The sequence below is a fragment of the Mycobacterium syngnathidarum genome, from assembly GCF_001942625.1.
In the GTDB taxonomy this organism is placed as follows: Bacteria; Actinomycetota; Actinomycetes; order Mycobacteriales; family Mycobacteriaceae; genus Mycobacterium; species Mycobacterium syngnathidarum.
This window is the reverse complement of sequence record NZ_MLCL01000054.1, coordinates 18,347-42,939: the sequence shown is the minus strand read 5'-3', so window position 1 is coordinate 42,939 and position 24,593 is coordinate 18,347. Positions and strand designations below refer to the sequence as shown.

28 protein-coding genes and 3 pseudogenes are annotated in these 24,593 nt (G+C 64.0%); 17 read left to right on the top strand and 14 right to left on the bottom strand.

Annotated elements, in window-relative coordinates:
* Positions 1-60: 60 nt before the first annotated feature.
* Positions 61-357 (top strand): annotated as a pseudogene (locus BKG60_RS14670) (catalase/peroxidase HPI); the annotation flags it as partial.
* Positions 358-376: 19 nt separating this feature from the next.
* Here the strand turns inward: BKG60_RS14670 and BKG60_RS14665 are convergent.
* The 3 genes from BKG60_RS14665 to BKG60_RS14655 all read right to left on the bottom strand — a co-directional run bounded on the left by BKG60_RS14665 (position 377) and on the right by BKG60_RS14655 (position 2,466).
* Positions 377-955 (bottom strand): ATPase, encoded by a 579-nt coding sequence (locus BKG60_RS14665; RefSeq protein ID WP_070185605.1) that lies wholly within the window; start codon positions 953-955, stop codon positions 377-379.
* A gap of 37 nt (positions 956-992) precedes the next feature.
* Positions 993-1,382 carry a TA system antitoxin ParD family protein gene (locus BKG60_RS14660; protein ID WP_070185606.1) on the bottom strand — a complete coding sequence of 130 codons (390 nt, stop codon included), beginning with the start codon at positions 1,380-1,382 and terminating at the stop codon, positions 993-995.
* Between the two features lie 67 nt (positions 1,383-1,449).
* Positions 1,450-2,466, bottom strand: a complete 1,017-nt coding sequence (locus BKG60_RS14655) for a TIGR03617 family F420-dependent LLM class oxidoreductase (RefSeq protein WP_070185607.1) — start codon at positions 2,464-2,466, stop codon at positions 1,450-1,452.
* 126 nt (positions 2,467-2,592) lie between these two features.
* Between BKG60_RS14655 and BKG60_RS14650 the strand changes: the two genes are divergently transcribed.
* From BKG60_RS14650 to BKG60_RS14635, 4 genes are all read left to right on the top strand, one after another.
* On the top strand, positions 2,593-3,948 hold the full coding sequence (locus BKG60_RS14650) for an alpha/beta hydrolase-fold protein (RefSeq protein WP_070185608.1): 1,356 nt from the start codon (positions 2,593-2,595) through the stop codon (positions 3,946-3,948).
* A gap of 400 nt (positions 3,949-4,348) precedes the next feature.
* Entirely contained in the window at positions 4,349-4,759 is a 411-nt protein-coding gene (locus tag BKG60_RS14645) for a transglycosylase family protein (RefSeq protein ID WP_070185609.1), read from the top strand.
* Positions 4,760-5,213: 454 nt separating this feature from the next.
* Positions 5,214-6,428, top strand: a complete 1,215-nt coding sequence (locus BKG60_RS14640; protein WP_070945402.1) for a S1C family serine protease — start codon at positions 5,214-5,216, stop codon at positions 6,426-6,428.
* A gap of 99 nt (positions 6,429-6,527) precedes the next feature.
* Positions 6,528-6,923, top strand: coding sequence for a tautomerase family protein (locus BKG60_RS14635; RefSeq protein ID WP_070185620.1), 396 nt, complete (start codon positions 6,528-6,530; stop codon positions 6,921-6,923).
* 6 nt (positions 6,924-6,929) lie between these two features.
* On the opposite strand, the gene BKG60_RS14630 is transcribed toward BKG60_RS14635, so the two are convergent.
* The 5 genes from BKG60_RS14630 to BKG60_RS14610 form a co-directional block, all read right to left on the bottom strand.
* The gene (locus BKG60_RS14630) at positions 6,930-7,544 is read right to left on the bottom strand and encodes a methyltransferase family protein (protein ID WP_070945403.1); all 615 of its coding nucleotides are present in this window, start codon (positions 7,542-7,544) and stop codon (positions 6,930-6,932) included.
* 18 nt (positions 7,545-7,562) lie between these two features.
* Complete coding sequence (locus tag BKG60_RS14625; RefSeq protein ID WP_070945404.1) at positions 7,563-8,252, bottom strand: cation efflux transmembrane domain-containing protein; 690 nt, start codon at positions 8,250-8,252, stop codon at positions 7,563-7,565.
* Positions 8,252-8,581 carry an ArsR/SmtB family transcription factor gene (locus BKG60_RS14620; RefSeq protein ID WP_070945368.1) on the bottom strand — a complete coding sequence of 110 codons (330 nt, stop codon included), beginning with the start codon at positions 8,579-8,581 and terminating at the stop codon, positions 8,252-8,254. Before BKG60_RS14620 ends, BKG60_RS14625 begins: the two co-directional genes overlap by 1 nt.
* A 69-nt stretch (positions 8,582-8,650) precedes the next feature.
* On the bottom strand, positions 8,651-8,992 hold the full coding sequence (locus tag BKG60_RS14615) for a hypothetical protein (protein ID WP_131823383.1): 342 nt from the start codon (positions 8,990-8,992) through the stop codon (positions 8,651-8,653).
* Positions 8,993-9,236: 244 nt separating this feature from the next.
* The gene (locus BKG60_RS14610; protein ID WP_070185612.1) at positions 9,237-10,148 is read right to left on the bottom strand and encodes an MBL fold metallo-hydrolase; all 912 of its coding nucleotides are present in this window, start codon (positions 10,146-10,148) and stop codon (positions 9,237-9,239) included.
* A gap of 45 nt (positions 10,149-10,193) precedes the next feature.
* On the opposite strand from BKG60_RS14610, the gene BKG60_RS14605 reads away from it, so the two are divergent.
* Both BKG60_RS14605 and BKG60_RS14600 read left to right on the top strand, forming a co-directional pair.
* Positions 10,194-10,634, top strand: a complete 441-nt coding sequence (locus BKG60_RS14605; protein ID WP_207549577.1) for a VOC family protein — start codon at positions 10,194-10,196, stop codon at positions 10,632-10,634.
* Between the two features lie 477 nt (positions 10,635-11,111).
* Positions 11,112-11,792, top strand: coding sequence for a hypothetical protein (locus BKG60_RS14600; protein WP_070945371.1), 681 nt, complete (start codon positions 11,112-11,114; stop codon positions 11,790-11,792).
* A 36-nt stretch (positions 11,793-11,828) separates the two neighbouring features.
* Here the strand turns inward: BKG60_RS14600 and BKG60_RS14595 are convergent, their stop codons facing one another.
* On the bottom strand, positions 11,829-12,479 hold the full coding sequence (locus tag BKG60_RS14595; protein WP_070945372.1) for a maleylpyruvate isomerase family mycothiol-dependent enzyme: 651 nt from the start codon (positions 12,477-12,479) through the stop codon (positions 11,829-11,831).
* A 143-nt stretch (positions 12,480-12,622) separates the two neighbouring features.
* Between BKG60_RS14595 and BKG60_RS14590 the strand changes: the two genes are divergently transcribed.
* The 3 genes and pseudogenes from BKG60_RS14590 (at position 12,623) to BKG60_RS14580 (ending at position 15,255) form a co-directional block, all read left to right on the top strand.
* Positions 12,623-13,051, top strand: coding sequence for a cellulose-binding domain-containing protein (locus tag BKG60_RS14590; protein ID WP_070945373.1), 429 nt, complete (start codon positions 12,623-12,625; stop codon positions 13,049-13,051).
* A 108-nt stretch (positions 13,052-13,159) separates the two neighbouring features.
* Positions 13,160-13,762: an LGFP repeat-containing protein gene (locus BKG60_RS14585; protein WP_070185617.1), complete on the top strand. Its 603-nt coding sequence runs from the start codon at positions 13,160-13,162 to the stop codon at positions 13,760-13,762.
* Between the two features lie 342 nt (positions 13,763-14,104).
* Positions 14,105-15,255 (top strand): annotated as a pseudogene (locus BKG60_RS14580) (MCE family protein).
* Positions 15,256-15,344: 89 nt separating this feature from the next.
* Here BKG60_RS14580 and BKG60_RS14575 read toward each other — a convergent pair.
* From BKG60_RS14575 to BKG60_RS14560, 4 genes and pseudogenes are all read right to left on the bottom strand, one after another.
* The gene (locus tag BKG60_RS14575) at positions 15,345-17,039 is read right to left on the bottom strand and encodes a GMC family oxidoreductase (RefSeq protein ID WP_070945374.1); all 1,695 of its coding nucleotides are present in this window, start codon (positions 17,037-17,039) and stop codon (positions 15,345-15,347) included.
* A 76-nt stretch (positions 17,040-17,115) separates the two neighbouring features.
* Positions 17,116-17,682, bottom strand: a pseudogene (locus BKG60_RS14570) (amidohydrolase family protein); the annotation flags it as partial.
* A 129-nt stretch (positions 17,683-17,811) separates the two neighbouring features.
* A complete protein-coding gene (locus BKG60_RS14565) occupies positions 17,812-18,621 on the bottom strand; it encodes an LLM class F420-dependent oxidoreductase (protein ID WP_070185415.1) in 810 nt (269 codons plus the stop codon).
* 248 nt (positions 18,622-18,869) lie between these two features.
* On the bottom strand, positions 18,870-19,484 hold the full coding sequence (locus BKG60_RS14560) for a TetR/AcrR family transcriptional regulator (protein WP_070185414.1): 615 nt from the start codon (positions 19,482-19,484) through the stop codon (positions 18,870-18,872).
* Positions 19,485-19,552: 68 nt separating this feature from the next.
* Here BKG60_RS14560 and BKG60_RS14555 point away from each other — a divergent pair, with 68 nt between their 5' ends.
* From BKG60_RS14555 to BKG60_RS14545, 3 genes are all read left to right on the top strand, one after another.
* The gene (locus tag BKG60_RS14555; protein ID WP_070945375.1) at positions 19,553-20,200 is read left to right on the top strand and encodes a hypothetical protein; all 648 of its coding nucleotides are present in this window, start codon (positions 19,553-19,555) and stop codon (positions 20,198-20,200) included.
* 220 nt (positions 20,201-20,420) lie between these two features.
* A complete protein-coding gene (locus BKG60_RS14550; RefSeq protein ID WP_070945376.1) occupies positions 20,421-21,683 on the top strand; it encodes a TMEM143 family protein in 1,263 nt (420 codons plus the stop codon).
* 125 nt (positions 21,684-21,808) lie between these two features.
* The gene (locus BKG60_RS14545; RefSeq protein WP_212757694.1) at positions 21,809-22,105 is read left to right on the top strand and encodes a hypothetical protein; all 297 of its coding nucleotides are present in this window, start codon (positions 21,809-21,811) and stop codon (positions 22,103-22,105) included.
* Between the two features lie 255 nt (positions 22,106-22,360).
* Here the strand turns inward: BKG60_RS14545 and BKG60_RS14540 are convergent, their stop codons facing one another.
* Entirely contained in the window at positions 22,361-22,912 is a 552-nt protein-coding gene (locus tag BKG60_RS14540; RefSeq protein WP_070185411.1) for a YaeQ family protein, read from the bottom strand.
* 165 nt (positions 22,913-23,077) lie between these two features.
* Here BKG60_RS14540 and BKG60_RS14535 point away from each other — a divergent pair, with 165 nt between their 5' ends.
* From BKG60_RS14535 to BKG60_RS14520, 4 genes are all read left to right on the top strand, one after another.
* On the top strand, positions 23,078-23,314 hold the full coding sequence (locus BKG60_RS14535; RefSeq protein ID WP_171054893.1) for a type II toxin-antitoxin system Phd/YefM family antitoxin: 237 nt from the start codon (positions 23,078-23,080) through the stop codon (positions 23,312-23,314).
* A gap of 20 nt (positions 23,315-23,334) precedes the next feature.
* The gene (locus tag BKG60_RS14530) at positions 23,335-23,733 is read left to right on the top strand and encodes a type II toxin-antitoxin system VapC family toxin (protein WP_070185410.1); all 399 of its coding nucleotides are present in this window, start codon (positions 23,335-23,337) and stop codon (positions 23,731-23,733) included.
* 171 nt (positions 23,734-23,904) lie between these two features.
* Positions 23,905-24,111, top strand: coding sequence for a DUF2191 domain-containing protein (locus tag BKG60_RS14525; RefSeq protein ID WP_070185409.1), 207 nt, complete (start codon positions 23,905-23,907; stop codon positions 24,109-24,111).
* A complete protein-coding gene (locus BKG60_RS14520) occupies positions 24,102-24,527 on the top strand; it encodes a PIN domain-containing protein (protein WP_075909702.1) in 426 nt (141 codons plus the stop codon). Before BKG60_RS14525 ends, BKG60_RS14520 begins: the two co-directional genes overlap by 10 nt.
* Positions 24,528-24,593 lie beyond the last annotated feature (66 nt).

The following is a 24,593-nucleotide window of genomic DNA, read 5'->3' as shown; positions in this document are numbered from 1 at the left end:
TTCACAGGCATGTTGGGTTCGGCCGGGCTCCGGATCACTCGCCCCCGGAGCTGACCGTCCGGTGTGTTCACTGCGCGACCCGGCACGTTGTCCAACGATTTCTTCGTCAACCTGTTGGACATGAGTACCGAGTGGAAGGAGTCCGAGACGGCTGAGAACGTCTACCAGGGGCGGGATCGCGCGACGGGGGCGCCGCGGTGGACGGCCACCGCCAACGACCTTGTGTTCGGCTCGAATTCGATTCTGCGTGCCATCGCCGAGGTCTACGCGCAGGAAGACAACAAGGCCAAGTTCGTGGAAGATTTCGCGGCGGCGTGGGTCAAGGTGATGAACAACGACCGGTTCGACCTGGATTGAGGCGAGTAACCGCCGGCGGTTACTCGGTCCAGTGGGAAATGAGCACCGCCGCTGCCCATTTCGGCCAGTTGGGTGACCCGATGACGTACCCGCCCGTTGTCTGGGCGACGATGCGGGGGCCTCGGATGGTGCTGTTGTCGTAGAACGTTGCGGCATCCGCACGCATCGCGGCGACGGCGACCAGATCCCAAAGTCGTTGGTACCGTTCCCGGATCTTGGCTTCGGGTACGTCGTGGCCGCCCGCTGAAACCCGGTGGCGCACGCGCTGCACGGCAAGTTCTTCGGGGATGAGGATGCAGTGCAGGACCACCGTGTAGCCGGCACGGTGTGCCATGTCGATGAGGTCGAGTTTGGAGGGGTGGGAGAACACGGTCTCGGCGATGAACGACTCACCGAGTTCGATGAGTTTGGCTCGGGTTTCGGCCGCGACCAATGCCGCTTCATATGAGTGCGGGGCCGGGTCTTCGGGCCAACGCCGCTTGGCGATTTCGTCTGCGTTGACGAACGGGCTGCCGGGCAGCAGAGGCGAGAGGGTGAGCTCGACGAAGGTGGACTTGCCGGCACCGTTGCAGCCGACGACGAGATCGAGGCGTTTCACCGCGCGGTGATACGGCCCACGTCAGTGCCGGCCACGATCACGCTTTGTGTGCCAGCACCGCAGTGCTGCCGTCGGGGCGGTACTGCACGATCTCGCCGTTTGCGTCGAGCGCCACCGTGGTGATCCCGCGTCCGGCCAGCGTTTTGCCATAGTCAGCGCGCGCCAGGCTTTCCTCGATGGAGGCGGCGATCTCGGCGTCGAAAACCGTGCCTTCCTCGGTCGTCAAATCGCGCAGGGGCAGATCGCCTGCCAACGCGGACTCCACCTTGCGGCGTGCCGCACTGTGTTGGCTCGACACCGCCCGGCCCACGCGAGCCCAATGGTCGAGCTGCTGTTTGGCTGACCGGCTCTGACGCGCGCCTTCGGCGGCCGCGCTATCCATGAGATCAGCGGCGAACCGGGTAACCCGATCTGCGGTTTCGGTCATGGCAGACCTCCGTTGTAGCAGTCTGAAACCAGCGTAGCAGAATGCTACAGCGCGGGTAATGTGCGCTTCACCTCGTCGACAGCCGTTTCGCGATCTCGCCGTAGCGTTCGAAGCGTTCGGCGCCGCCCAGCGCGTTGTAGAGCACCAGCCGGGTGGCGATCCCGGCGTATTTGTCGATCAGCGCCTCAGCCAATCCGTCCCACGTCGATTCGGTGGCGAACGCGGCGATGTGGTCGTCGGTGATCTGTGCGGCCATGCCTGCGATGTCACCGGCTTTCTGTTTCTCCCGCAGCCGGGCCGTGGTGCCGTCGAAGCCGGCCTCGTCCCAGATGAACGCGTAGTTCGGCGTACTCCCGTAGAAACTCATGCTGGCCCGCACCAACTCGCGCTCGTGGGCGCGTTCTTCGTCCGTGTCGCCGACGATCGTCATGACCGGCACGATCTTGGCGATGTCGGCAGGGGCGCGGCCCGCCCTGGCCGCTCCAGCGGCAATATTGGGCATTACGTGGCGAGCGATGTAGCCCGGCTCGCCGATCGGGTGGATGTGCACCCCGTCGGCCACCTCGCCCGCCATGCGCAGCATCCACGGATTCACGGCCGCGATGTCCACTTTGGGATCGGGCGCATCGATCGGGCCGGGACTCCACTGGGGCGTGATGAAGTCGAGGTTGTAGAAGTCGCCGTGATGATCGAGGGTTCCGGTTCGGAAAGCCGTGAAACACGCCTTCACGGCCAGCACGTAGTCGCGCAGGCGCGGTCCGGGGTGTTCGAAGGGCATCCCGTAGCGCCGGACCACGTGGGTACGGACCTGGGTGCCGATACCGAGCCGGAACCTGCCTCCGGTTGCTTCCTGGAGTTCCCAGGCTGACGCCGCGGTGATGAACGGGCTGCGTGGAAACGCGACGGCGACACCGGTCGAGAGCTCCAGGCCGGGAGCGGCCTGAGAAGCCACCGCCGCGTTCAGATACGCGGTGCGGCCCGTCTCGGTGAGCAGGAGCCCGGAGAATCCGGCGGACTGGGCGCTGCGGGCAAGCTCACCGACTTTTGCCAGCGGTTGCGGAACGGTCATCGCATCGACGTACACGTGGGCAGCGTACGTGTCGAACGTCCGAAATGCCTTAGAAGTCAACCGTTTCACGCCTAGACTCGAAGAAGATCAGGGCAATCGGACTTGTCAACCAGGGCTCGTTGCAACTGAAGGAGGGGACCTATGGTCAGGATTCACACGGTCGTGGCGGGGGAGACGCTGTCGGCATTGGCGTTGCGGTTCTACGGGGATGCCGAACTGTATCGGCTGATCGCTGCGGCCAGCGCAATTCCCGATCCGGACGTCGTCAACGTCGGACAGCAGCTGGTCTTCCCAGACTATGCGCGTCTCACTGCGGCCCCCGGGGAAACGTTGTCGGCGGTGGCGTCCCGCTTCTACGGACAGCCCGATCTGGCCCGCTTGATCGCGGCCGCCAACGGAATCGGCGAGGGCGCCGGCCTCAATCCCGGGCAACGGCTCATCGTCCCCGAACTCAAGCGTTACACGGTTGCGCCGGGAGATACGTTGTCGGCGTTGGCATCACGCTTCTACGGTGATGCCTTGTTCTATCCGCCGATCGCCGCGGTCAACGACATCCCCGATCCGGGTCACCTCAAACCAGGGCAGACGCTGGTCATATTCAGCGGTCGCAGTGACGGCTTCGGTCTGCGGATCGTCGACCGCAACGAGAGTGATCCTCGCCTGTGGTACTACCGATTCCAGACCGCCGCCGTCGGCTGGAACCCCGGCGTCAACGTTCTGCTTCCCGACGACTATCACACCAGCGGCCGCACCTACCCGGTGCTGTACATGTTCCACGGCGGTGCCGACGACTTCCGTCAGTTCGACTTTCTGGGAATCCGCAGCTGGACGGCCGGCAAGCCGATCATCGTGGTGATGCCCGACGGCGGGCACGCTGGTTGGTACTCCAACCCGGTCACGTCCTTTGTCGGGCCGCGCAATTGGGAGACGTTCCATATCGCCCAGCTGCTGCCGTGGATCGAAGCGAACTTCCGGACGTACGCCGAGTACGACGGCCGTGCGGTCGGCGGTTTCTCGATGGGCGGTTTCGGTGCGCTGAAGTACACCGCCAAGTACTACGGCCATTTCGCATCGGTCAGCGCCCACTCCGGGCCGGCGAGTCTGCGCCGCGATTTCGGCCTCGTGGTGCACTGGGCGAACATCACCTCGGCCGTTCTGGATCTGGGCGGCGGGACGGTCTACGGCGCGCCCTTCTGGGACCAGGCCAGGGTCAGTGCCGACAATCCGGTCGAGAGGATCGACAGCTACCGCAACAAACGGATCTTCCTTGTCGCCGGTACCAGTCCCGATCCGCTCAACTGGTTCGACAGCGTGAACGAGACGCAGGTGCTCGCCGGCCAACGCGAGTTCCGTGACCTGCTCGGCCGGGCCGGGATCCCGTTTGAGGCACACGAGGTGCCCGGGGGACACGTGTTCCGTCCCGAGATGTTCCAGCGCGACCTCGACGGCATCATCGCTCGCTTGCGCCCGGCGGCAGTGGTGGGCAACGTTCTGTAACAACAACCACATCTCTCACAGCTGTCACATTTGCATCAGAATTCATTTCTTTCACTACCGTCTCTTCAGAATCTGAATTCACGGCAGTTGTAAATCGCCACAGCGGTAGGCCCTGAATTTATGAGAGCGGTGCCGGGTGCCGCCGGCCGGACCGAGATGCGACAAGTGGGGTGCTGACCTGTGCCGATGGGCGATTCGTCCGCGGGATCTCACCTACCTCACTGGCCACAGAAAGCGCATAACTATTAAATAAACTCAAAGAAGATAATTAGACTCTCTAGCACGGCTATTTTACTTTCACCTCATTGGTAAACTCTGTATCACGATGGGCTGCAAATAGTCTTTCGCCCCGCCATTACCGGCGGGCACGGGTAGTGCCCGCCGCCATGAAGGGATCGACATGCGCGTGCGCAGGGTCGTCACCGTGTTCGGGTTCATCGGTGCATTCACCTTGGCCCAGACCCTCCTGACTGTTCCGAACGCCGGCGCAGAGCCGAACTGGGATGCGATGGCGCAATGTGAATCGGGCGGGAACTGGGCAGCTGACACCGGCAACGGCTTCTACGGAGGGCTGCAGTTCACTCCTGCCACGTGGGCCTCCCACGGAGGAACCGGATCGCCTGCTGCGGCGAGTCGCGAAGAGCAGATTCGCGTGGCCCGCAACGTATTGCAGACTCAAGGCCTGGGAGCGTGGCCGGTCTGTGGTGGGCCGATCGGCCAGGCCACCGGAACCTGCCGCCAGGTGATGGTCTGGATCCCCCTGAGGAACCTGCCAAGGCTGTGCACCTTGGTGCTCAATCCATTGGGCTGATGCGCACATTCGCCGCTCGGCTGGCGACGTTCCTGCCGCAGTGGCACTTTCGGGTTCGCGGCTGCGCGCTGTGACCGCGGCCACGCGCAGCCCGGCAAAGTCTTGGGCCGCACCGAGCTCACTCTCAGCTAACCCTCAGTACCGGACTGCAGCATCTACATAGGCGCCGGCACGGCGCATAAATGTCGGTGTCGCAACGAAAGAAGCAAGCGCAATGAATCAGTGGCCGGGGATGTCATCATCGAATAGCAACCAGGGGTGGGAAGCGAAACAGGCCACAGGTCAGCCGGATCCGAGCCCGTGGAGCCGGAAGGGCTATCAGCAGCCGTATCCGCCCTATGGGCTGCATCCCGAGATGACCCAGAAGTTCGATACGCCCGTCACTCAGGAAGCGTCGCAACCGAAGAAGAAGTCGCGCGTCGGCGTGCTCGTCGCCGGCACCGCCGCGGTCGCCATGGCGACGGGTGCGGTCGCAGCGATCGCTGTGGTGGACCATGCCGGACCGCCGAGTCCGGTGGCCCAGGCGTCGGCGCCCGACCGCATCGGCAAGCCGTTGCCCGCCCCAGGGGGGGTTCCGGTGCAGCCGAAGGGTTCGGCACCGGCCGGATCGGTCGAACAGGTCTCGGCCAAAGTGCTGCCCAGCGTGGTCAAACTGCAGATCGAAACCGGGCAAGGGCGTGAGGAAGGCTCCGGCATCGTCCTGACCGAGGACGGCCTCATCCTCACCAACAACCACGTTGTGGCCTCCGCGGCGCGCGGCACCGGCGATCAGGGGCCGCTGGCCACCCAGATGTCGCCCGATGGCCCGTTCCCCGGCTTGCCGCGCGGCCTGTTCCCCGGCGGCGACCCGTACTCACCCGACGGACCGTCGGCCGACAGATCCGGACGGGCCGGCGGCGCGATTGAGGCGACCGTGACGATGTCCGACGGACGTACGGTGCCGTTCTCCGTGATCGGCACCGACCCCGCCGACGACATCGCGGTGGTGAAGGCACAGAACGTCTCTGGGCTCACCCCGATCACGATCGGTTCTTCGAAGGACTTGAAGGTCGGCCAGAACGTCGTCGCGATCGGCTCGCCGCTGGGTCTGCAGGGGACGGTGACGACGGGCATCATCAGCGCCCTGGATCGCCCGGTCACCACCGGCGGCGGCCAGAGCGGCCAGCAATCGGTGATGAGCGCCATCCAGACCGATGCGGCGATCAACCCGGGCAACTCCGGCGGTGCGCTCGTCGACATGAACGGAGACCTGATCGGGGTCAACTCCGCAATCGCCTCGCTGGGTGGTGGCCAAAGTTCGCCGGGTAGCGGGCCGGCCGGATCGATCGGTCTGGGCTTCGCCATTCCGGTGGATCAGGCCAAACGTATTGCCGACGAACTGGTTTCGACCGGCACCGTCCAACACGCCTCGCTGGGTGTTCAGCTCTCCGGCAACGACACCAGTGGCGCAACAGTCGCCGGCGTGGTCAGGGGTGGTCCGGCGGCAGTCGCGGGCCTGAACGAGGGTGCGGTGATCACCAAGCTCGACGACAAGGTGATCGACAGTCCCGATGCCCTGGTCGCCGCGGTGCGTTCCAAGGCGCCGGGGGACACCGTGACGCTGACTTTTGAGGACTCGTCGGGCGCGTCGCGCACCGTCGATGTCACCCTCGGACAGGTGCAGGCGTAGCAGCCAGTTACCGGGCCCCAGCCTCGCACATTCGAGGCTGGGGCCCACGTCTTCAAAATTGGAATGACGGCCGCCCGCCACGTGTGTGACGATTCCCGGATGCCCAGCACGCTCATCGAGGTCAGGCGCCCGTACACCGAATCCGACGAGGTGGCGATCATCGATGCGGTGCACGATGCGCTGGTGTCCGCGTTCCAGATACCTCCCGGCGACAAGCATGTCCGATTGGTATCCCATGAACCGCATCGGTTCTCGTATTCCCCCGGATTGGCTCACCCCGAGCTGTACACGTTCGTTGCGATCGACTGCTTCGCCGGTCGATCGGTCGAGGCCAAGCGGAATCTCTACCGGGAGATCACCACTCGTCTGCAGGCGCTGGGCATCCCTGCAAACCACGTCACGATTGTCTTGCGTGAGAGCGCACTCGAGAACTGGGGCGTACGAGGCGGACAGGCCGCGTGCGACGTCGATCTTGGCTTCGCGGTCAACGTCTGATCGGTGTCAACGGGACCTCTCGTGCCGCCCGAGGCCGGGGACGAATCGCCCGACGGCAGCACAGTAGTCGCGGTACGACTCACCATGGGTGCGGAGCAGGTAAGGTTCCTCGACGATCCTGACCTGGAGTTCGATCGTCGCCAGCAATGCGACGAACCCGACCAACGCAATCGGGTTGGGCGTCATCAGGGTAATGCCGCCGGCGAAGACCAGCATGGCGGTAAAGATCGGGTTGCGCACGGTTCCGAATACCCCGTTGCGCACCAACGTCGTTGTCTCACTGGGGTCAACGCCGATTCGCCAAGACTCGCCCATGTCCAGTTGGGCATAGACGGTGCCCGCTACTCCTACGACGGCGAGCACTGTCCCGAGCGCCTGAATCCACGCGGCCTGCAGGCCTGCAATCGGGGTGAGGATTCCGAGAAACTGCGCCGCTGGAGCGAAGACTCCGACGATGACCGCCACGATGAATCCGATGCCGGCCAGCCACTCCAGCGAGCCGGGCCGTCCGTGAATGCCGCGGAACCCGGTCGAACCGCTGCGGCGGTACTGAACCCAGCTACGCCAGCCGAATCCCAAGACGGCGAAGATCAGATAGAGAATCAGTGCGGCCACAGCCATGTTCATCTCCTTGCGTGATCAGTCGGTGCGGTTCGGGCAGCAGCCGTCTCCGCCGTCGGCAGCAGGAAGGGCTGTGGTGCAGCAGGTTTGGCCACGCCACGCTTTGCGTCCTTCGTAGCCGGCAACGCCGGCCAGGATGAGTGCAGCGATCGGGTCGGCCCAACTCCAGCCGAAGAGACTGTTGAGCACCAGGCCGGCGAGCACCACAGCGGACAGGTAGGTGCAGAGCAGGGTTTGCTTGGAGTCGGCGACAGCAGAGCGGGATCCGAGTTCGCGGCCGGCTCGGCGTTGGGCCCACGACAGCACGGGCATGACGATGAGGCTGGCCGCGGTCAGCGCGATGCCGATTGTCGAGTGTCGAGCCTCGGCCGCTCCGGTGAGTGATCGGATCGATTCGACCGTCACGTAGCCGGCCAGCGCGAAGAATGACACCGCGATGATCCGGAGCGCGGTCTTTTCTCTGGCTTCTGGGTCCGGACCGGAGAATTGCCAGGCGACCGCAGCGGCCGAAGACACTTCGATCACGGAGTCGAGGCCGAAGCCGATCAACGCGGTCGAGGACACCCTGGCGCCTTCGCCGATCGCGACGATCGCCTCGATCACGTTGTAGGCGATGGTTGCCGCGACAAACCACCGGATTCGCCCGTGCAGCAGAGCGCGTCGCGCCGGGGTCAGGGCAGGAGCGGGGTACTCGAGGTCCGAGGCCATCAGCAACACCCGTCGGAAGCTGCGTTCGGGCAATGTTCGGACTCGGCGGCGAGCACCACCTGCAGTAGATCGTTCAGTGCGTGGGCAAGCCTGCCGTCGGCGAGTTCATAGCGCGTGCGCCGACCTTCTGGAACGGCGACGACCAGGCCGCAACCGCGCAGGCAGGCGAGGTGGTTGGACATGCTCTGGCGGGATACCCCCGCCGCTTCGGCCAGGTCTGCCGGATATCCCGGCGAATCCTTGAGTGCCAGCAGGATCTTGGAACGGGTTCGATCCGACAGCGCGTGACCGAACCGGGCCAGCACTGCCACCTGGGTGAGTGTCTCCACATCGGCAACAGTACATCCATATATGTATTCAGAAAAGGATGTACCGTTGGCGCACTCGTAGGTTCGCGGCTAGATGGCCCCTGGGGTGCCGGGAGGGCTGAGAGATCCGTCGACATTTGGCACCATCGCAGGGGCCGGTATGCCGCCCTCCGCCGCGTTGTCGCCAGGGATCCCATCGTCGGGCGACTGGTCGTACATGCCGCCCCAACAGGCCGGATTCCACCCCTCGGTCGCGCACGCCGGATCATCCGGGCTGATGGGTTCGAGGGCCACCGGCACGCAGGGCGAGGCTGCAACAGCGGCGGCCGCATGCGCGGGGGTGACCGCGGCCAGCACGGCCAAGCCGCCGATCGCCGCAACGGCCGTTCTCGTCAGTGCGCTCCGTACCTCGGAAGTCATCATCCAGTTCATCTGCCGCTCCTTCACCCGGGTACCGAACGAGTCGGCTAGACGTTTGCCGTTGCCGAACCGCCATCGCCCATGCTCGCAGTTCCGCGCACAGTGCGGAGGGAAACCGAGGCTTCGCTGGAAGAAATCCGACATCTAGTTCAGGTTTGTCGTTCGCGTCAAAAACGAACGCGCACAGGGTGTCCGCCGCGAATAGGCCGGCGCTCTCAGTGCAGAACGACAGAACGCCGGCCCATCGCCCACGCGATCAGTAGTCCCAGGGGGCCGGCACACACCGGAATGCGTCGCCTGCGGTCGCCACGTGGCAGACCGAAGGGAACGGCAGGTGGGTAGCCACCAACGATTCTCCGGTCGCGGCGAGCTCGCGCAGCAACTGAATGCGAACGCGGGCCGCCTCCTCGGGATCGTGTTCGAATCCGTTCTGCCACTCGGGGTTATCGAACCCCGGCGCGAACACGGCATCACCGGCGAACGTCAGCTTGTCGCCCCGGGACTCGAGCCGGACCACGCTGTGACCGGGGGTGTGGCCACCGGTGCGCGAGATGAGCACACCAGGCGCCACCTCGTACTCCGACTCGAATGTCCGCAATTGACCCCGGTAATCGTCCAGGAACTGCGTGGCCACCCTGCGCAACACATCGGGTATCGGCTGGGGCATGACGGTGCGGGAGAAGTCCGGCGACTCCCAGAACTCGGCCTCGGCGGTCGCGGCGTGGATCTGCAGGTCCGGACGCAGCCGTTCCTTCAGCCCTTCGCTGATCAGTCCGCCCACGTGGTCCATGTGCATGTGGGTGAGCACCACATCGGTCACAGCGTCGAGATTGACGCCGGCGGCCTCCAGACGCTGGACGGTGTTGCCGGCGCGCGGGAAGTCCGGGAACTCCAGGCCCAGCCCCGCGTCGACGAGGATCGTCTTCTCGCCGCTGCGCACCACCACCACGTTCAGCGGCCAGTCGATCACGTCAGGCGGCAGGAAGTTGTGGTCCAACCAGCCCCCCAACTCGGCCGGCTCAGCGTTGGTCGCCAGGGTCGAGGCCGTGATCGGCAGGACGCCATCGCTGATCACCAGCACCTCGATGTCGCCCACCTGCACCGCATAACGTGACGGCACCAACTCGTCGACCGGACTTCCAAGGCGTGAAAGGTTGTCCAAGCTCATGCGTTCTCCTCCTGAGGGCTGTACGGGAAGACATGGTGAAATGACCTGTCTTTCCCGGGGAACGCCGTCGGAGGCGCAGATTCATCCGCTCCGCGGCTATGGTCGGATCATGGCCGCGGTCAGACAATCTTCTGGTGCGCGGTGCTGGGGTATGTGATACCGCCGCCACCGCCGGGGTTTGACTCGTGGGCGGATTTCGATCGGACGCTGCCTCAGGAGCGTCAGGGTTCGATGTTCGCTTGCGAGGCTCCTTCCGGTAGCGGGCCGCGGCTGTTCTTCCAACGAGTGCCCGAGAGCAAGGTCGTGAAGAACAGGCTGCATCTCGATGTGCGGGTGGGTGCCGGACTGATCGGTCAGGAGTGCGTGGAGGCACTCGAGGCCGAGTGCGCCAGGCTGGTCGCGTTGGGCGCGATCCGCGTGCGGCTGCTACCTGCCTATCGGTCCCCGTGCATGTGCGAAATGACCGAATTGGACCTCGCCACCTGAGGCCGAATTATCAACCGCGACTGGGCGTTTGCGTTTGATGCCGTCAGCGCGCTGGGATCTCAGGGATGTGCTCGGGCGCCGCGGCACCTGAGCCGTCGATACGGAGACCGGCGCAACAGGCCGTCTGGCAAAGGTGAAACGCATCTACACGCAGACCTGCGCCGGTCTCGAGCCAGCCCGGCCGCACCGGCGTTTTGCCAGATCGACGATGCTGCCATAGAGTGCACGGCTAATTACTACCATGCCGTAGTACCAGGCAGAGTGACACAAGTCACAGTGTGGCAAAGCGGGGAGGCAGTTGCCGCAACTGTGACGTGCCGGCGTAGCGCCGGCTCCTGCGTCGTCGCAGCTGTGACGCACGCAGCAAACTCTTGCAGTCCAATCCTGTTTTTCGCGCCGAGAAGCGGGTTGGCCGGGGGGTGTTCGTGTCCGCCACACGAATCCACAAGTTCAGACCCCCACAAGGAGAGCCAGACCATGCACCGAGCCAACCGGGCAATCGAGACGTTCGGAAGACCCAAGCACGCGAAGAAGATCGTTTCCACCGTCCTCGTCGCTTCTGGCCTCGCCGGTGCCACTTTGCTGACCTCGCCGATGCATCAGCATCCCGAGATCGCGGTTGAGCAACCACCGGCGGACGGCACCGTCACCCACACGGCCGCAGCCGCCACCGTCCCGGCACCGGCGGTCGTCACCAAAGACTCCAGCGCACAGGACATCGTCAAGGCCATCGTGAGCCAGGGCAGGGCTGCCAGGTTGAGCGACGACCAGATCAAGACCGTCATCGCCACTGCGAAAATCGAGTCCGGCTTCCGCCCCGCCGTTTCCGGAGGTGTGCAGGCCTACGGGGGACCGGGAGGCTCTGCTGACGAGGTCATCGGCCTGTTCCAGGAGAAAGCCAGCTTCGGCACTGTGGCCGAACGCCAGGATCCCAACAAGTCGATCGCCCGGTTCATCGCCCGATTCACTGAGGCGTTCAAGAAGTACCGAATCACCAGCGGTGACGCGGTCCTGGCGGCCACGCTCGCGCAGAACCCGCAACTGCTGAAGTATCACGGCGGGGTCGGAACGCACTACTACAACACGGTCAAAGCCGCGATGGGTACGGCATCGGACTTATACCGGGCCGCTGGCGCGCCGCTTCATCCAGTGACCTGATGCCAAGGGGGACAAGCTCGTTCGTGGTCCGAGCGGTCACACGTGACCGGTGAACCCCCGGAGCACCTGCACGGGGAGGTCAGGACCGGTCGTGGTGATTTCGTCTGCCGTCACACGCCCTGACAACCAGCGGAGCAGGTCCGGAAGAGAGCCGGCCAGTGTTACCTCCGGCGCCGTCGTTGGCCCGACAGACCACTGGTAGCGGTTGTCGTTGGTACCGATGGTCACCCGGACGCCGGCGGGCAATTGCTTGACCTGATAACGCAGTACGAGAGGTATGACCTCAGCCAGAGTCGCCGGCACGTTGTGGCCCCGCTCGCTGACTCGGACCAAATCGTCATGATGCGTCCAGTACTCGAACAACGAGAGTGGCGCCACCCGTGGCCGCAGCAGTAGCTGCGGGACGGGACGCCGCAACCTGTTCACCAATGCGGCAAACCCGTGGCGTCGCTGGAGGCGCATTGCGGTGTCGACCAGTCTCGGTTCGGCCGGCACCGAGACGCCACGCGCAACCAGGGAGCGTGCGATGAAAGTCATCACACCACCGTTGCGCTCTTCACCCACCAGATGGGCGGCAAGATCGAGCGCAGTCCACTCACCACATCCGGTGCCGGCCGACGGGCCCACCGCCATCAGCGTGTCCGCGAATGCCGCACGTTCAGTTTGGACGTCCTGCGCGATCGTCATGTCCAACAGTGTTATGCGGTATCGATGGCGGGCGACACGATTCCAGGTAAAAATCTCGCGATGGTTTCAGTTGGGCAAAGGTACCGCAGCTGACCGGCGATGCGCGGGCAGACATCGATGGCTCGGCTTTATTGTTTGCAGCTGTGGCCAGACCCGACAATCGCGTGAAGCGCTGGAGCACAGCGCTTCACGTAGCGCTGGCGGCGATGATGCTTGCCGTGTCCGGGTGGTCCACCATCCCGGTCGCTCATGCAGTTGCGGCCGCCGCCAGGCTGTCGGTGACATCGACATGGCAAACCGGTTTCATTGCCCGCTTCACCATCGTCAACGCGAGCGCGGTACCGATGACGGACTGGCGGCTCGAATTCGACCTGCCGCCAGGCGAATCCGTATCGCACACATGGAGTAGCACACTCACCCGATACGGCACGCACTATGTTCTCGGGCCCGCGAACTGGAATCGCATCATCGCGCCGGGTGGTTCAGCCACCGGCGGGATGCGCGGCGTGCTGTCCGGCGTCTACGCGCCTCCAACGAATTGCGTACTCAACGGGCAATATCCGTGCACGTAGTGGCGGTATAACCAGCGACCCCCTGCGCCACTCAAGTGGTTCGGTTATAGTCCGGCCGGGCGGGGTTCAGTCGAATCTCCCCCCACGCGACGCCGCGAGAGGGAGCTCATGAGGACGAACGCATACCACCGCACAGCACTCGCCGGCCTGTCGGCCGCCGCGCTGCTCACTGTGGGATGCAGCAATGGCCAGAACGTCGACATGTCGGCTCAGCCCCAAGTCGGGTTGATCGCCACCTCCACAACTGAAGCTCCGCCCAGCGAGGTGAAGCTGATGGGGGAGCGCGACGTCGAGGTGACGCTGACCGGTCCGATCGCGGCCAAGTACTCCTCGGCAACCCAGAGCCAGAAGCAGGCGCTCGGCAAACCACTGACCGGTGACCGCAACGCCGGAACCCGAGACAGTGGCTTGGTATTCCAACAGTTCCAGGGCGGCGTGATCACCGCCAAGAACGACGCCGCGGGCACACCCGCCTACATCACCTGGGGCAAGATCAGGGAGGCCTGGAACGTCCCGCGTAACCCGGAAGGCCTGCCTGAGGTCACCGGCGAGAACGGCTCGGTAGGCCCGCTGGGTGCGCCCACCAGTGATGAGAACGCCGACGGCGACCTGCTCGTGGAAACGTTCGAGCACGGCCAAATCGCCTACAACACGAAGACCCATGAGGTCGAGGTGACGATCGACGGCAAGGTCGTGCCGTCAGGACTGTGACGGCAGGCGTTCGGCCTTAGCCGAGCGAAGCAGCGGCGGGGAGATGTCGCTCGCCGCGTTACGCCCGTTACCGCGGGCCGCTGACTGTGATGACAGTCTCCTGACGATCGCAATTTGATGTTTGCCGCATCAGGCGGCTTGCAGTTGCGGTCGTCTCGGGTTGTTTGCGAGAGTTCTGCTCGCTCACCCGCTGGCTGCGTCTTTGGTCATCAAACTGGCCGGCTGCGTCAACAAGTCGGAGGTTTGTGCGTGGCCTCATCCACCGCGACATCGCGGGCCCGGCCCGGACAGCGGTTCAAGCACTGGCGGTACGACCCGCCGTACAAGACGGCGTGCGCGGGGATGATCATCGTCCTGGTTGCGGTATTGACGTTGACCTGGATGCAGTTCCGTGGGTCCTTCGAGGACAAGACGCAGCTGACGGTGTTGTCCGGGCGGGCTGGTCTGTCGATGGATCCGGGTTCGAAGGTCACTTTCAACGGTGTGCCGATCGGCCGGTTGGCGTCCATCGACGTGGTCAATGTCGATGACGACCTCGAGGCCAAGCTGACCCTGGACGTCAAGCCTCAGTACCTGAAGCTGATCCCGGAGAACGTGACCGCCGAGCTGCGGGCCACCACGGTGTTCGGCAACAAGTACATCTCTTTCCTGTCGCCGCCCAACCCGTCGTCGCAGCGGTTGACGCCGGGCACGCCGATTCGTGCCCAAGGGGTGACCACGGAGTTCAACACCTTGTTCGAGACGATCACCGCGATCTCTGAGCAGATCGATCCGATCAAGTTGAACCAGACGTTGACGGCCACCGCGCAAGCCCTCGACGGGTTGGGTGACAAGTTCGGTCAGTCGATCGTGCACGGCAACGAGATCCTGGGGATCTGAACCAGCGGATGCCCCAGATCCGGCGTGACACTGCGGGTCTGGCCGATTTGGGTGAGGTCTATGCCGACGCCGCCCCGGATCTGTTCGACGGGCTGACCAACGCGGTGACCACCGCGCGCACGCTCAACGAGCAGCGCGGCAACCTCGATCAGGCCTTGGTGGCGGCCGTCGGTTTCGGTAACACCGGCGGTGACATCTTCGAGCGCGGTGGGCCGTACCTGGTGCGCGGTGCTCAAGACCTCCTGCCGGTCAGCGAGATGCTGGACCGCAACAGCCCGGCGTTGGCGTGTTCTGTCCGCAACTATGCGGAGGCTGCCCCGAAGTTCGCCCAGCAGACCCGCAACGGCTATGCGATCGAGCTGCAGGACTTTCTCATCGGTGCCGGAAATCCGTATGTGTATCCCGACAACTTGCCCCGGGTGAACGCCAAGGGCGGCCCCGAGGGCCGGCCCGGCTGCTGGCAGCCGGTCACCAAGGATCTGTGGCCGGCCCCATACCTGGTGATGGACACCGGGGCCTCGATCGCCCCGTACAACCATTTCGAACTCGGTCAGCCGCTGGTGTCCGAGTATGTGTGGGGCCGCCAGATCGGTGAGCCCACCATCAACCCGTAGGACGTGAACGCCAGTTGAGTTCTGGCTCGGGCCGACCCCGACGGCGTTCGCGAGTGGCGGGTGCCCTGGGCCATTCAGGATTCGACGATTCAGCCCACGATCGCCCGGGCAGCGCGTTCGGCGATCAGCATGACCGGTGCGTTGGTGTTCCCGGAAGTGATGGTGGGCATCGCCGAAGCATCGACCACTCGTAGGCCGGCGACGCGGTATACGCGACAATCGGTGTCGAGTACCGTAGCTGCTGACGTCGGGATGCCCTGTGCATCAAAGGATCCCATCGCGCAGGTGCCTACCGGGTGGAAGATCGTTGTTCCGAGTTCACTGGCAGCCTGCTGCAGGTCTTCGTCGCTCACCAGTTGCGGCCCGGGCAGCAACTCTTGCGGCCTATACGGGGCAAGCGCCGGCGCTGCCATGATCTGCCGGGTCATCCGGAGGCCGCGCACGGCCAGCCGACGATCGGCGTCAGTCGACAGATAATTGCAGGCGATCTTCGGGTTGTTCAGCGGATCGGCACTTGCCATGCGCACGTGGCCGCGCGAGCTGGGTCGAAGGTTGCAGACCGACGGAGTGATCGCTCCGAAACGGTGTAGCGGTTCGCCGAACTTGGGCAACGACAACGGCTGCACATGCCATTCCAAATCGGGACTGGCCAGTGCCGGATCGCTTTTCGCGAAAGCCCCCAGTGTGGAGGGCGGCATGGTCATCGGTCCTGATCGCAGCGTCAGGTACTGAAATCCCATGCCGCCACGGGTGATCCAGTTCCGGTACAGCGTGTTGACGGTCCGGGTGCCCTGGACACGGTAGACGGTCCGCAGCTGCAGATGGTCCTGGAGGTTCTCGCCCACTCCCGGCAGATCGACGGCCACGGGTACGTGGTGTTGAGCGAGCAGGCCGGCCGGACCGAGACCCGAAACCTGCAGGAGATGCGGCGATCCGATCGCTCCGGCGCTCAGGATCACCTCCCGGCGGGCTCGGACGTCGATACTCTGGCCGTCCTTAATCAGCCGAAGGCCGGTGACGCGTTGCTGGGCCGTGGTCCACGCGCCGCGCCGCTGATCGTCGCGGACCTGGTCGTCCATCAGCAGCCGCACTGCCTGGGTCCGGGTGTACACGGTGAGGTTGGGGCGGTGGGCGATGGGATGTAGGAAGGCATCGGCCATCGACCAGCGCCGGCCCCGTCGCTGGTTGACGTGAAAGTAGGCGCTGCCGGAGTTGTCTCCCCGGTTGAATTCGTCGATCGGGGCGATGCCCACCTGGGCAGCGGCGGCCTGCCAGGCGTCCAAGATCTTCCAGCGCACTCGCGGCCGCTCCACGCGGATCTCTCCACCGACGCCGTGCCAATCATCGGCTCCGCCGAAGTAGTCTTCCAACTCCTTGTAGATCGCCAGCGTCTCGCCGGGTCTGTCCGAGCCGCCCCAACGCCATCGTTCGTCGCCGGTGGCCTGCGCCCAAAGGTCGTAATCGCTGGCCTGTCCACGCATGTGGATCATCGCGTTGATCGACGAGCAGCCGCCGATCACCCGGCCACGCGCATAGAGAATGCTGCGGCCCGCCAGACCTGGGTCGGCTTCGGTGGTGAAACACCAGTCGGTGCGCGGGTTGGCAATGGTGTACAGATAGCCCACCGGCACCTTGATCCAGAACCAGTCGTCTTTACCGCCGGCTTCGATCAGGAGCACACGGTGATCGGGGTTGGCACTCAACCGATTGGCGAGCAGGCAGCCCGCACTGCCTGCTCCCACAATGATGAAGTCGAATTCGGCGGTGCCGAGGCTGGGACTCATATCCGGAATCGTTCCTCCATGGCGTCGGATGCGTGTCCCAGTGTGCGCGATGCGTACCCGGCACGCGGCGCCCGCGCTACACGCCGCCGCGGCGCAACATCCGGCCTTGTGCAGTCTGGAAGTCGACTTTCTTGCCACGCAGCCAGGTGCTGGTCACGACACCGGCGAGGGCACGCCCATCGTACGGACTGATCGGGTTCTTGTGATGCAGCTTGTGCACATCGACGACCTGTGCAGATTCGGGCTCGAAAATCGCGAAATCGGCGTCGTAGCCGAGGGCGATCTTGCCCTTGGTGTTCAACCCGGCGAGCTCGGCGGGTTTGGCTGCCATCCAGTCGAGCACCTGCGAAAGTTCCACGCCGCGACGCTTGGCCTCGGTCCAGATCAATGACAGGCCGAGCTGCAGCGAGGCGACACCGCCCCATGCAACGCCGAAGTCGCCGTTCTCGACGTCCTTCAGGTCGATCGTCGACGGTGAGTGGTCCGAGACGATGCAGTCGATCGTGCCGTCGAGCAGGCCCTGCCAGAGCAGTTCCCGATTCGACGCCTCACGGATCGGCGGACAGCATTTGAACGCGGTCGCGCCGTTCGGGATCTCCTCGGCGAGCACCGTCAAGTAATGCGGACACGTCTCGACCGTCGCGGTGCCAGTGCTGACCCGGTCCGATCTCATCGACTGTCCGGACGGGAGCGGGCAAGCGATTCAAACGCGTCGGCAGTCGTTTGGTCGCCCAGCCCGATGGAGCCGTAAAGCACACGTGTTTGACCGCCGTCATCCGTTGTCTCGCCATGTGAGCACCTCCTTGAGAGAGCTGAGGTCGTATCCGTTGTCGGAGGTGAGCTCGGTCTGGAACAACGTGACGCCGGCTTCGCGGAAGGCATCGGCGCTGTCGGCGTTCTGCCACAGCGTCGAGCGTTCGATGTCCGCGCCGTGGCGGCCGAACGTCGCAGCCAGCTCGTCGACGCGGTCGCTGGACCGGCGAAACGCATCGAGTTCTTGGAACGCGTGCCAGATGTCGGCGTGCCGGGCAACGGCGGGCAGCGAACGCTTGGGCCCTGTGCCGCCGATGAGGATCGGCAGCTTGCGCACGGGCGGGGGGATCAGTGCAGCCAGCCGGTTCTCGATGCGGATCAGGCTCTCGCCGAACAGATCGAAGCGGGAGCCGAAGGTGCCGAAGTCGTAACCGTAGGTGGTGTAATCCTTTTCGTACCATCCGGCGCCGAGGCCGAGGATGAGCCGGCCGCCGCTGATGTGGTCGACGGTGCGCGCCATGTCGGCGAGCAGGTCCGGGTTGCGGTACCCGACGCCGGTGACGAGGAGTCCGATCTCGGCGTGTGAGGTGATCTCACCCCACGACGCGAGCGCGGTCCAGCCCTCGAAATTGGCCACGTCGGGCTGCTCGTCGAACAGGACGGGCTTACCGTCGACGAGCGCCTCCATCGCCGGGCGGTGGAAGTGGTCGTAACCGAAGATCACGTCGACACCGAGGTCGTCGGCGGCCAGGACGGCGTCGCGCCACGTGCGGTAGTCGGGCGTACCGCCGGGCTGGATCTGCACGGCGACACGAACAGGACGGGTCATGGGTGCTCCTGAGTCGGGGGAATGACGACTCTCGAGCCAAGTTGACTGGGCACGAATTTTATTCCAGGGGTCGCTAGGGCGATGTCGGCATCTGCCCGGTCGGATCAGCTACCGCCGTCGACCTGGCCGGTGGCACCCACGTCCATGGCGGCTGCTGCCACGATCAGGTTCGAGCCCAGCGAGTGTCGGTAGATCGGGCCTGGAATTGCTTGCGTGCCAAGAGCTTTCGAAGGTTCCTACCGCGAACCCTAATCAGGTTTGAGGCCACGCAACAGTGCGGCGAGCCCCAAGTGGAATTCATCGTCTGGCGTGATGCACTGTGCCGTGCGCGCGGTTTCGACGACGTGGGGAAACTCGGTGTCGGACAGCGTGGCCATGCTCGCGGTGCCTGGTCCGGACAGTGCGCTCGAGTGCTGGCTACTGAGGCTGCCGAGCAGGTAGCTGACGAGACTTCGTTGTGCGATCGCTCTGTCTTTCCCGGCGAGTCCCGCTTCGTTGAGCACGGTGAGCATCGACTCGATCCACCGCAGGGATGCGAGTGATTTGTGGCGGTGGGAGAGGAGGAGGGGAATGGCCGCGGGGTGCGCGCCGATGGCGGTGCGGAGACGGTCCATCAACACCTCGACCCGGTGCATCCATGGCCTCCCGGTCGGCACCGTGCAGTCGATTGGGGCCAGCAGCTGTTCGACAATCAACTCCTCGAGCTGCTCACGGTTGTCGACATACCGATACAGCGCCATTGGGCTGACACGGAGCTCCGCGGCTACGGCCCGCATTGACATCCCGGAGAACCCGTCGCGATCGAGCACAGTGAGCGCAGCTCGGAAGATCGCGTCCGTGGTCAGTGTCCGGGGGCGGGGCATCACTTGAAAGTATACAAAGTACACCTACGCTGGAGGTGTACTGCACATATTTCATGGGAGGGCTCGACATGATGTTCACCGAAGTGTTCGTCCCGAAGGGTTCGCACACCCGTGAGGATCTTGACCGACTCGCGTGTGGCCTGACGGCTCACGGGCTCTACGACGACCCGGAATCATTCGGCGATCCGGTCGCCGAACGCGCCGACCCGGGCGTGTTGGATTTCCTCGAAAGCATCACCCACGTTGTCGTACACGAGGTCGACACATGGGTGGCCGGGGGGAGTCCGCTCAAGCCAACAGATCCCCCGCGCTATGTGGCGCGGGTCTATGTCCCGGGCCCATGGCGAAAGGCGCTGAGCGAGTATCTGATTACTCACATCACACGGGTGTTCGCCGACATTGCGCCGGCGCCGGACCGGTTGTACCAGCAGGCGCACGCGGAAGTGCACGTTCTCGGAGTGCCGGAGGGAGGTTACGGCGCGTTCGGACGCGTCGTCGGCGACTCGGCGTTGAACGACATGATCAACGATGCGGTCCGCGGCACCGCCGAGGTGCCCGATGGGATGGCGGTCGACCCCATGTGCGGAGCCTTGGTGCGTCTCGACGATCCGGCGTCGGTGACCGCGGACATCGACGGCACCGAGCACACATTCTGCTGTCCCGGTTGCCGCCGAGCCTTTCTCGACCGCCAAGGCAGGCAAGCCGCCCGGACATGAGGTCCCGTACGTCGCGTGCCGGCGCCACTGCGGCCCCAGTAGACGACGCTGCCGCGGTCAACACTGCGCCCTGGTCAAGGGAAGCCGCGAAGCGGCATCTACCTCGAAATCCGTTAAGGGATATGGTGGGGAAGAAGTCGTGCGAAGGACGCAAGCTGTGCGTGTAACCGGAAACCAGCATCCGCAAGCAGATTCGGGTTCTGCCGCGTCTCATCGGAAGGTGGGCGAAGACGAACATTTCATACCATTTCGCAAGACAACGATCGTGGAGTTGCTCGCGCAGCGGATGCCCGAGCACGAGCGTCAAGCCTTCCGTGAGTTCACCGACGTTTTGTCGAGCCTGCTCCACCACCGGTTTCGGCGGCGCCTCGAATCAATCAAGGACACATACCACACGCTGAGTCCCTCTCCAGATGTGCGCCGCGTCATGCACTTCGACAAGGCAGCGCGGCAAGCGGCGCAGGAGCAGCTCGAGCACGAGCTCACCGAGCTGGCTCAATGCGCCAACTTCACGCGGGTGAGTGATGAGGAGCTGAAGCGCGCCTTCGACGAGGAAGGCATGATCAAGGTCCGCCTGGACATCGATACGGACGACATCGACAGCGCGATGTTCTTTCGCCGTGGAGAACTGCACCGCGAACGAGAGGAAAAGCAACTCTTTGGGTTGCGGCGCAAGACCATTGCGTTTCGCAGCTACGCGAAAGTCCTCGTCTACGTCAGGTTCAAGGATGAAGACCACTTTGACCGGCGTGACACTGACGGTCTTCCCTTTACGCCAGGATCAACGATCATCAAACTGTTCGAGAACGTGCCCCGCTGCGATCTCGAAATGTTGTTCCCGAATGTCCGCGTCGCCATGCGACTGATCGACAAGCTTCTCATCGGTATACCTGCCGCGGTCTCCGGGGTCATCGTCATAGCGACCAAGCTTGTTGCCTCGCTAGGCGTTCTACTGCTGTTGATCGCGTTCTATCTGGGACTTCGCGATGACGCGGTAGAAGTCGATCAAGGGGCCCTGGTGACGATCGGCGCCGGTTTGACGGCTTTCGGTGGATACATCGTCCGGCAGTTCAACAAGTTCAAGAACCGCAAGATCCAATTCATCAAAGCTCTTTCGGAAAATCTCTACTACCGTAACCTCGACAACGACGCCGGCGTTTTCTTCCATCTGCTCGATGCGGCCGAGGAAGCCGAAGTAAAGGAAGCGGTCCTCGCGTACCACTTCCTGCGAAGTGCCGACCAACCGCTTTCGTTGCATGAAATAGACGAACGAATCGAGTTCTGGTTCGCCGACGAGTTCGATTCCGAGTTCGATTTCCAAATAGACGACGGTGTGCGAAAACTGCGGGAATTCTCCCTGGTCGAAGACGCCGGAGGCGGAAAGCTCGCAGCGGTCGACATTGATGAAGGCAAGCGTCGATTGAGCGACGCGTGGGACGCCGTGTTCGAGTCCGATGGTGCATCGGCAAGGGGAGTGAGCTAGGTGTATTCCGGCGCGTGAGGAGCCGGCTCGCGCTTGGCAGATGAACCTGCCTAGCGGTCGCGGCTGGCCACCCCTACGGTGGAGGCTGTAGCCAACGCAAATTGAAGGGAACTGAAGTGCTTGCCATGACGGACGCGGCGGCTGAGGCGATCGCGGCGATGACTTCCCAGGACGGGCCGGACGGACAGAGTACTACCGGGCTGCGCTTCGCAGTGCAGACCCAGGATGACTCAGGGGCGCAGCTCACGGTCTCGGTCGCTCCTGGGCCGGAGGAAGGGGACCAGGTGCTCGGAACCGAAGGGGGTGCAAGGCTCTTCCTCGAACCGGAGGCCGCCACGTTGCTCGATGACAAGGTGCTCGACGTCCAGCAGGACGATCAGGGCCGGTTGGCCATCGCGGTGATGCAACAACCGCAAGCCTGACTCGTTCCTTCCGGGGACGAGCGGTGGTCGATGCGTGTTGGTACCGGCCGCCGAGGACGTCGCACCCACTTCGTCAAATGCACCGAAAACACAGGCGTCGTAAATCGATTGGTACCACGCGGCCCGGTCCGGCCTTCGCGACGTCACCGACCGCGCCATGAGCTGGAGATCGACACGGTCAACGCACACCTGCCGCGTCGTAGTGTCAGTCCGACTGAACTGGTTCGCCGTCGCCGGAACCTCGGGCCCGCACGTTCACTGCAATGGCTCGGGCGTGAAGGTGACGTCGACTCCGCCTACGGTCATCGTCACCTGACCTTCGATCACCATCACCTGCGCCGACACGCGTCGATCGACGTTCTGGGCCAGTTGCTGCACCGGTGCGTGCGGTATCTGAACTATCGACAGGTTCGCCAGCCCTGCGACTTTGGGGCCGACGGTGCGCCACCAGGTGGCCACGCCGGCGGCAAACGGGAACAGCAGCACCTGGTCGGACTGGCCGGCCGCCTTGCCCAAGACGCGTTCGTCGGGCTGGCCGACGTTGATCCATTCCAGGATCCGGCCGGTGTAGTCGGCGAGCCTCAAATCCGGTACGCCAGGGGTGGACAGGCCCGCCCCGAACGCCAACTCGCCGTCGACGTCGCTGAGTCGGTGTGCGCGCAGCCCAAATGCCAACAACCGCACCACCATCCGCTCATCGGTCTCACTGGGATGCCGGGCCACGGTCAGCGCGTGATCGGCGTAGTAACCGTGATCGACATCGGAGACGCCAAGTTCGACTTTGAACACTGTTGCAGAAAGGGCCACGACATAGTGTCCACCCGGGTGGTGTCTCCGGGGCAGTTGGGAGGGGGCAGGGCGTCAATTTGCTACTGGTAACTCTGCATGTTTGATTCCTGCATATTCTTTTCCCGCGAAACGGGGCGGTTCAAGTGCGCCGCGGTGGCGTCTCACCGGTGATACGCTGCGAACGTGGATACAGTCACGGTGCGCGAACTGCGCAACAGTGGAGGAGACGTTCTGCGCCGTGTCGAGCATGGCGAGCGCATCGTCATCACTCGGGACGGCACACCCGTTGCTGAACTACGACCACTGCCTCGATCCAGCGCAGGGCCCGCCGAACTGATTCGTCGCCGCAAAAATCTTCCACCGGTGAACCCGGATGCCCTCCGGCGCGACATCGACGACCTCATCGACCCGTCGCTGTGACGCAAACTCGGAGTCGGGGGATGCTGGATACCTCCACGGTGATCCTCTTGGGCAAGATATCCGACCCGGCCGAGCTTCCCGATGAATCGCTGATCAGCGCGATTACGCTGGCCGAGCTGTCCGTAGGACCACACGTCGCCAACGACGATGCAGAGCGCAGCGCCCGGCAACAGCACCTACAGCAGGCCGAGGCGGACTTCGACGTCCTGCCGTTCGATGGAGATTGCGCCCGGACGTTTGGAGCCGTAGCCGCGGCGCTGCGCGCGTCGGGGCGCAAGTCGGCTGCGCGCGCGTACGACGCGCTCATCGCGGCCAGCGCAATCGCACATGCAGTGCCGCTATACACGTGCAACCCCGCCGACTTCGCAGGAATCCCGCGATTGGAGCTACGATCAGTCACGCACCCGCATCATCGATAGAGAAGAAGTTCGATGCCGAAAAGCACAGGGCTCCAACACAATATGCAGTGGTTTGCTGGTAACTTGCCATATTCGAATGCTGCATATTCTCCGTTCACGGCTGGTGTAGCCGACTGAGGACGCGCGCGTATATACTCAATCAAGACTTCGTATATACGTGAGGGTGGCGAGATGACCAAGCGTTTGATTGACCTCGATGACGACCTCTTGGCCGCCGCGCAGAAGGAACTTAAGACGTCCGGCGTATCAGATACCGTCCGCATCGCGTTGCAGCAGGCTGCAGCGGCGTCTGCACGCGCTCGCCAGATCGCATGGTTGAAGTCTGGCGGTATGAGGGAGATGAGTGACCCTGGCAAGCGAGGTGATGTGTGGCGGTAGTAGCGCGGTATCTCATCGACACCAGTGCCGCGGCACGGATGACAAACCCCGAGGTCGCCGACCGACTTGCTCCGCTTATCGAGGCCGGATTGGTCGCAACCACCGCTCAGCTTGATGCCGAGGCGCTCTACAGCGCCCGGGCCGCCGCGGACTACGCGCAGATATGGTCAGATCGCCGCCTCGCATACGAGTACCTGCCGACCAACGATGAACACTGGCACGCGGCATTGGATGCGCAGCGATCGCTGGCCGACACTGGTCGTCATCGTGCCGTCGGCATGGCCGACCTACTGATCGCCACCCTTGCCAACGCCCATGATGTGACACTGCTGCACTACGACGCTGATTTCGAGATCGCTGCCGAGGTGTTGCCCTTCCAACATCGGTGGGCGTTGCAGCAGGGCACTATCAGTTAGGTCAGGGCAGGGTGTGGTGGGATCGAAACCCGTTGGAACCCTGCATATTCGATTCCTGCATATTGT

What these genes read in the sequence shown, in the direction of transcription:
- BKG60_RS14600 (WP_070945371.1), top strand. Translation starts at nt 11,112, where the DNA reads ATGCACCGAGCCAACCGGGCAATCGAGACGTTCGGAAGACCCAAGCAC.
- BKG60_RS14640 (WP_070945402.1), top strand. Translation starts at nt 5,214, where the DNA reads ATGGCGACGGGTGCGGTCGCAGCGATCGCTGTGGTGGACCATGCCGGA.
- BKG60_RS14585 (WP_070185617.1), top strand. Translation starts at nt 13,160, where the DNA reads ATGAGGACGAACGCATACCACCGCACAGCACTCGCCGGCCTGTCGGCC.
- BKG60_RS14610 (WP_070185612.1), bottom strand. Translation starts at nt 10,148, where the DNA reads ATGAGCTTGGACAACCTTTCACGCCTTGGAAGTCCGGTCGACGAGTTG.
- BKG60_RS14545 (WP_212757694.1), top strand. Translation starts at nt 21,809, where the DNA reads ATGACGGACGCGGCGGCTGAGGCGATCGCGGCGATGACTTCCCAGGAC.
- BKG60_RS14645 (WP_070185609.1), top strand. Translation starts at nt 4,349, where the DNA reads ATGCGCGTGCGCAGGGTCGTCACCGTGTTCGGGTTCATCGGTGCATTC.
- BKG60_RS14575 (WP_070945374.1), bottom strand. Translation starts at nt 17,039, where the DNA reads ATGAGTCCCAGCCTCGGCACCGCCGAATTCGACTTCATCATTGTGGGA.
- BKG60_RS14555 (WP_070945375.1), top strand. Translation starts at nt 19,553, where the DNA reads ATGATGTTCACCGAAGTGTTCGTCCCGAAGGGTTCGCACACCCGTGAG.
- BKG60_RS14595 (WP_070945372.1), bottom strand. Translation starts at nt 12,479, where the DNA reads ATGACGATCGCGCAGGACGTCCAAACTGAACGTGCGGCATTCGCGGAC.
- BKG60_RS14560 (WP_070185414.1), bottom strand. Translation starts at nt 19,484, where the DNA reads ATGCCCCGCCCCCGGACACTGACCACGGACGCGATCTTCCGAGCTGCG.
- BKG60_RS14660 (WP_070185606.1), bottom strand. Translation starts at nt 1,382, where the DNA reads ATGACCGAAACCGCAGATCGGGTTACCCGGTTCGCCGCTGATCTCATG.
- BKG60_RS14530 (WP_070185410.1), top strand. Translation starts at nt 23,335, where the DNA reads ATGCTGGATACCTCCACGGTGATCCTCTTGGGCAAGATATCCGACCCG.
- BKG60_RS14650 (WP_070185608.1), top strand. Translation starts at nt 2,593, where the DNA reads ATGGTCAGGATTCACACGGTCGTGGCGGGGGAGACGCTGTCGGCATTG.
- BKG60_RS14525 (WP_070185409.1), top strand. Translation starts at nt 23,905, where the DNA reads ATGACCAAGCGTTTGATTGACCTCGATGACGACCTCTTGGCCGCCGCG.
- BKG60_RS14615 (WP_131823383.1), bottom strand. Translation starts at nt 8,992, where the DNA reads ATGAACTGGATGATGACTTCCGAGGTACGGAGCGCACTGACGAGAACG.
- BKG60_RS14635 (WP_070185620.1), top strand. Translation starts at nt 6,528, where the DNA reads ATGCCCAGCACGCTCATCGAGGTCAGGCGCCCGTACACCGAATCCGAC.
- BKG60_RS14630 (WP_070945403.1), bottom strand. Translation starts at nt 7,544, where the DNA reads ATGGCTGTGGCCGCACTGATTCTCTATCTGATCTTCGCCGTCTTGGGA.
- BKG60_RS14625 (WP_070945404.1), bottom strand. Translation starts at nt 8,252, where the DNA reads ATGGCCTCGGACCTCGAGTACCCCGCTCCTGCCCTGACCCCGGCGCGA.
- BKG60_RS14565 (WP_070185415.1), bottom strand. Translation starts at nt 18,621, where the DNA reads ATGACCCGTCCTGTTCGTGTCGCCGTGCAGATCCAGCCCGGCGGTACG.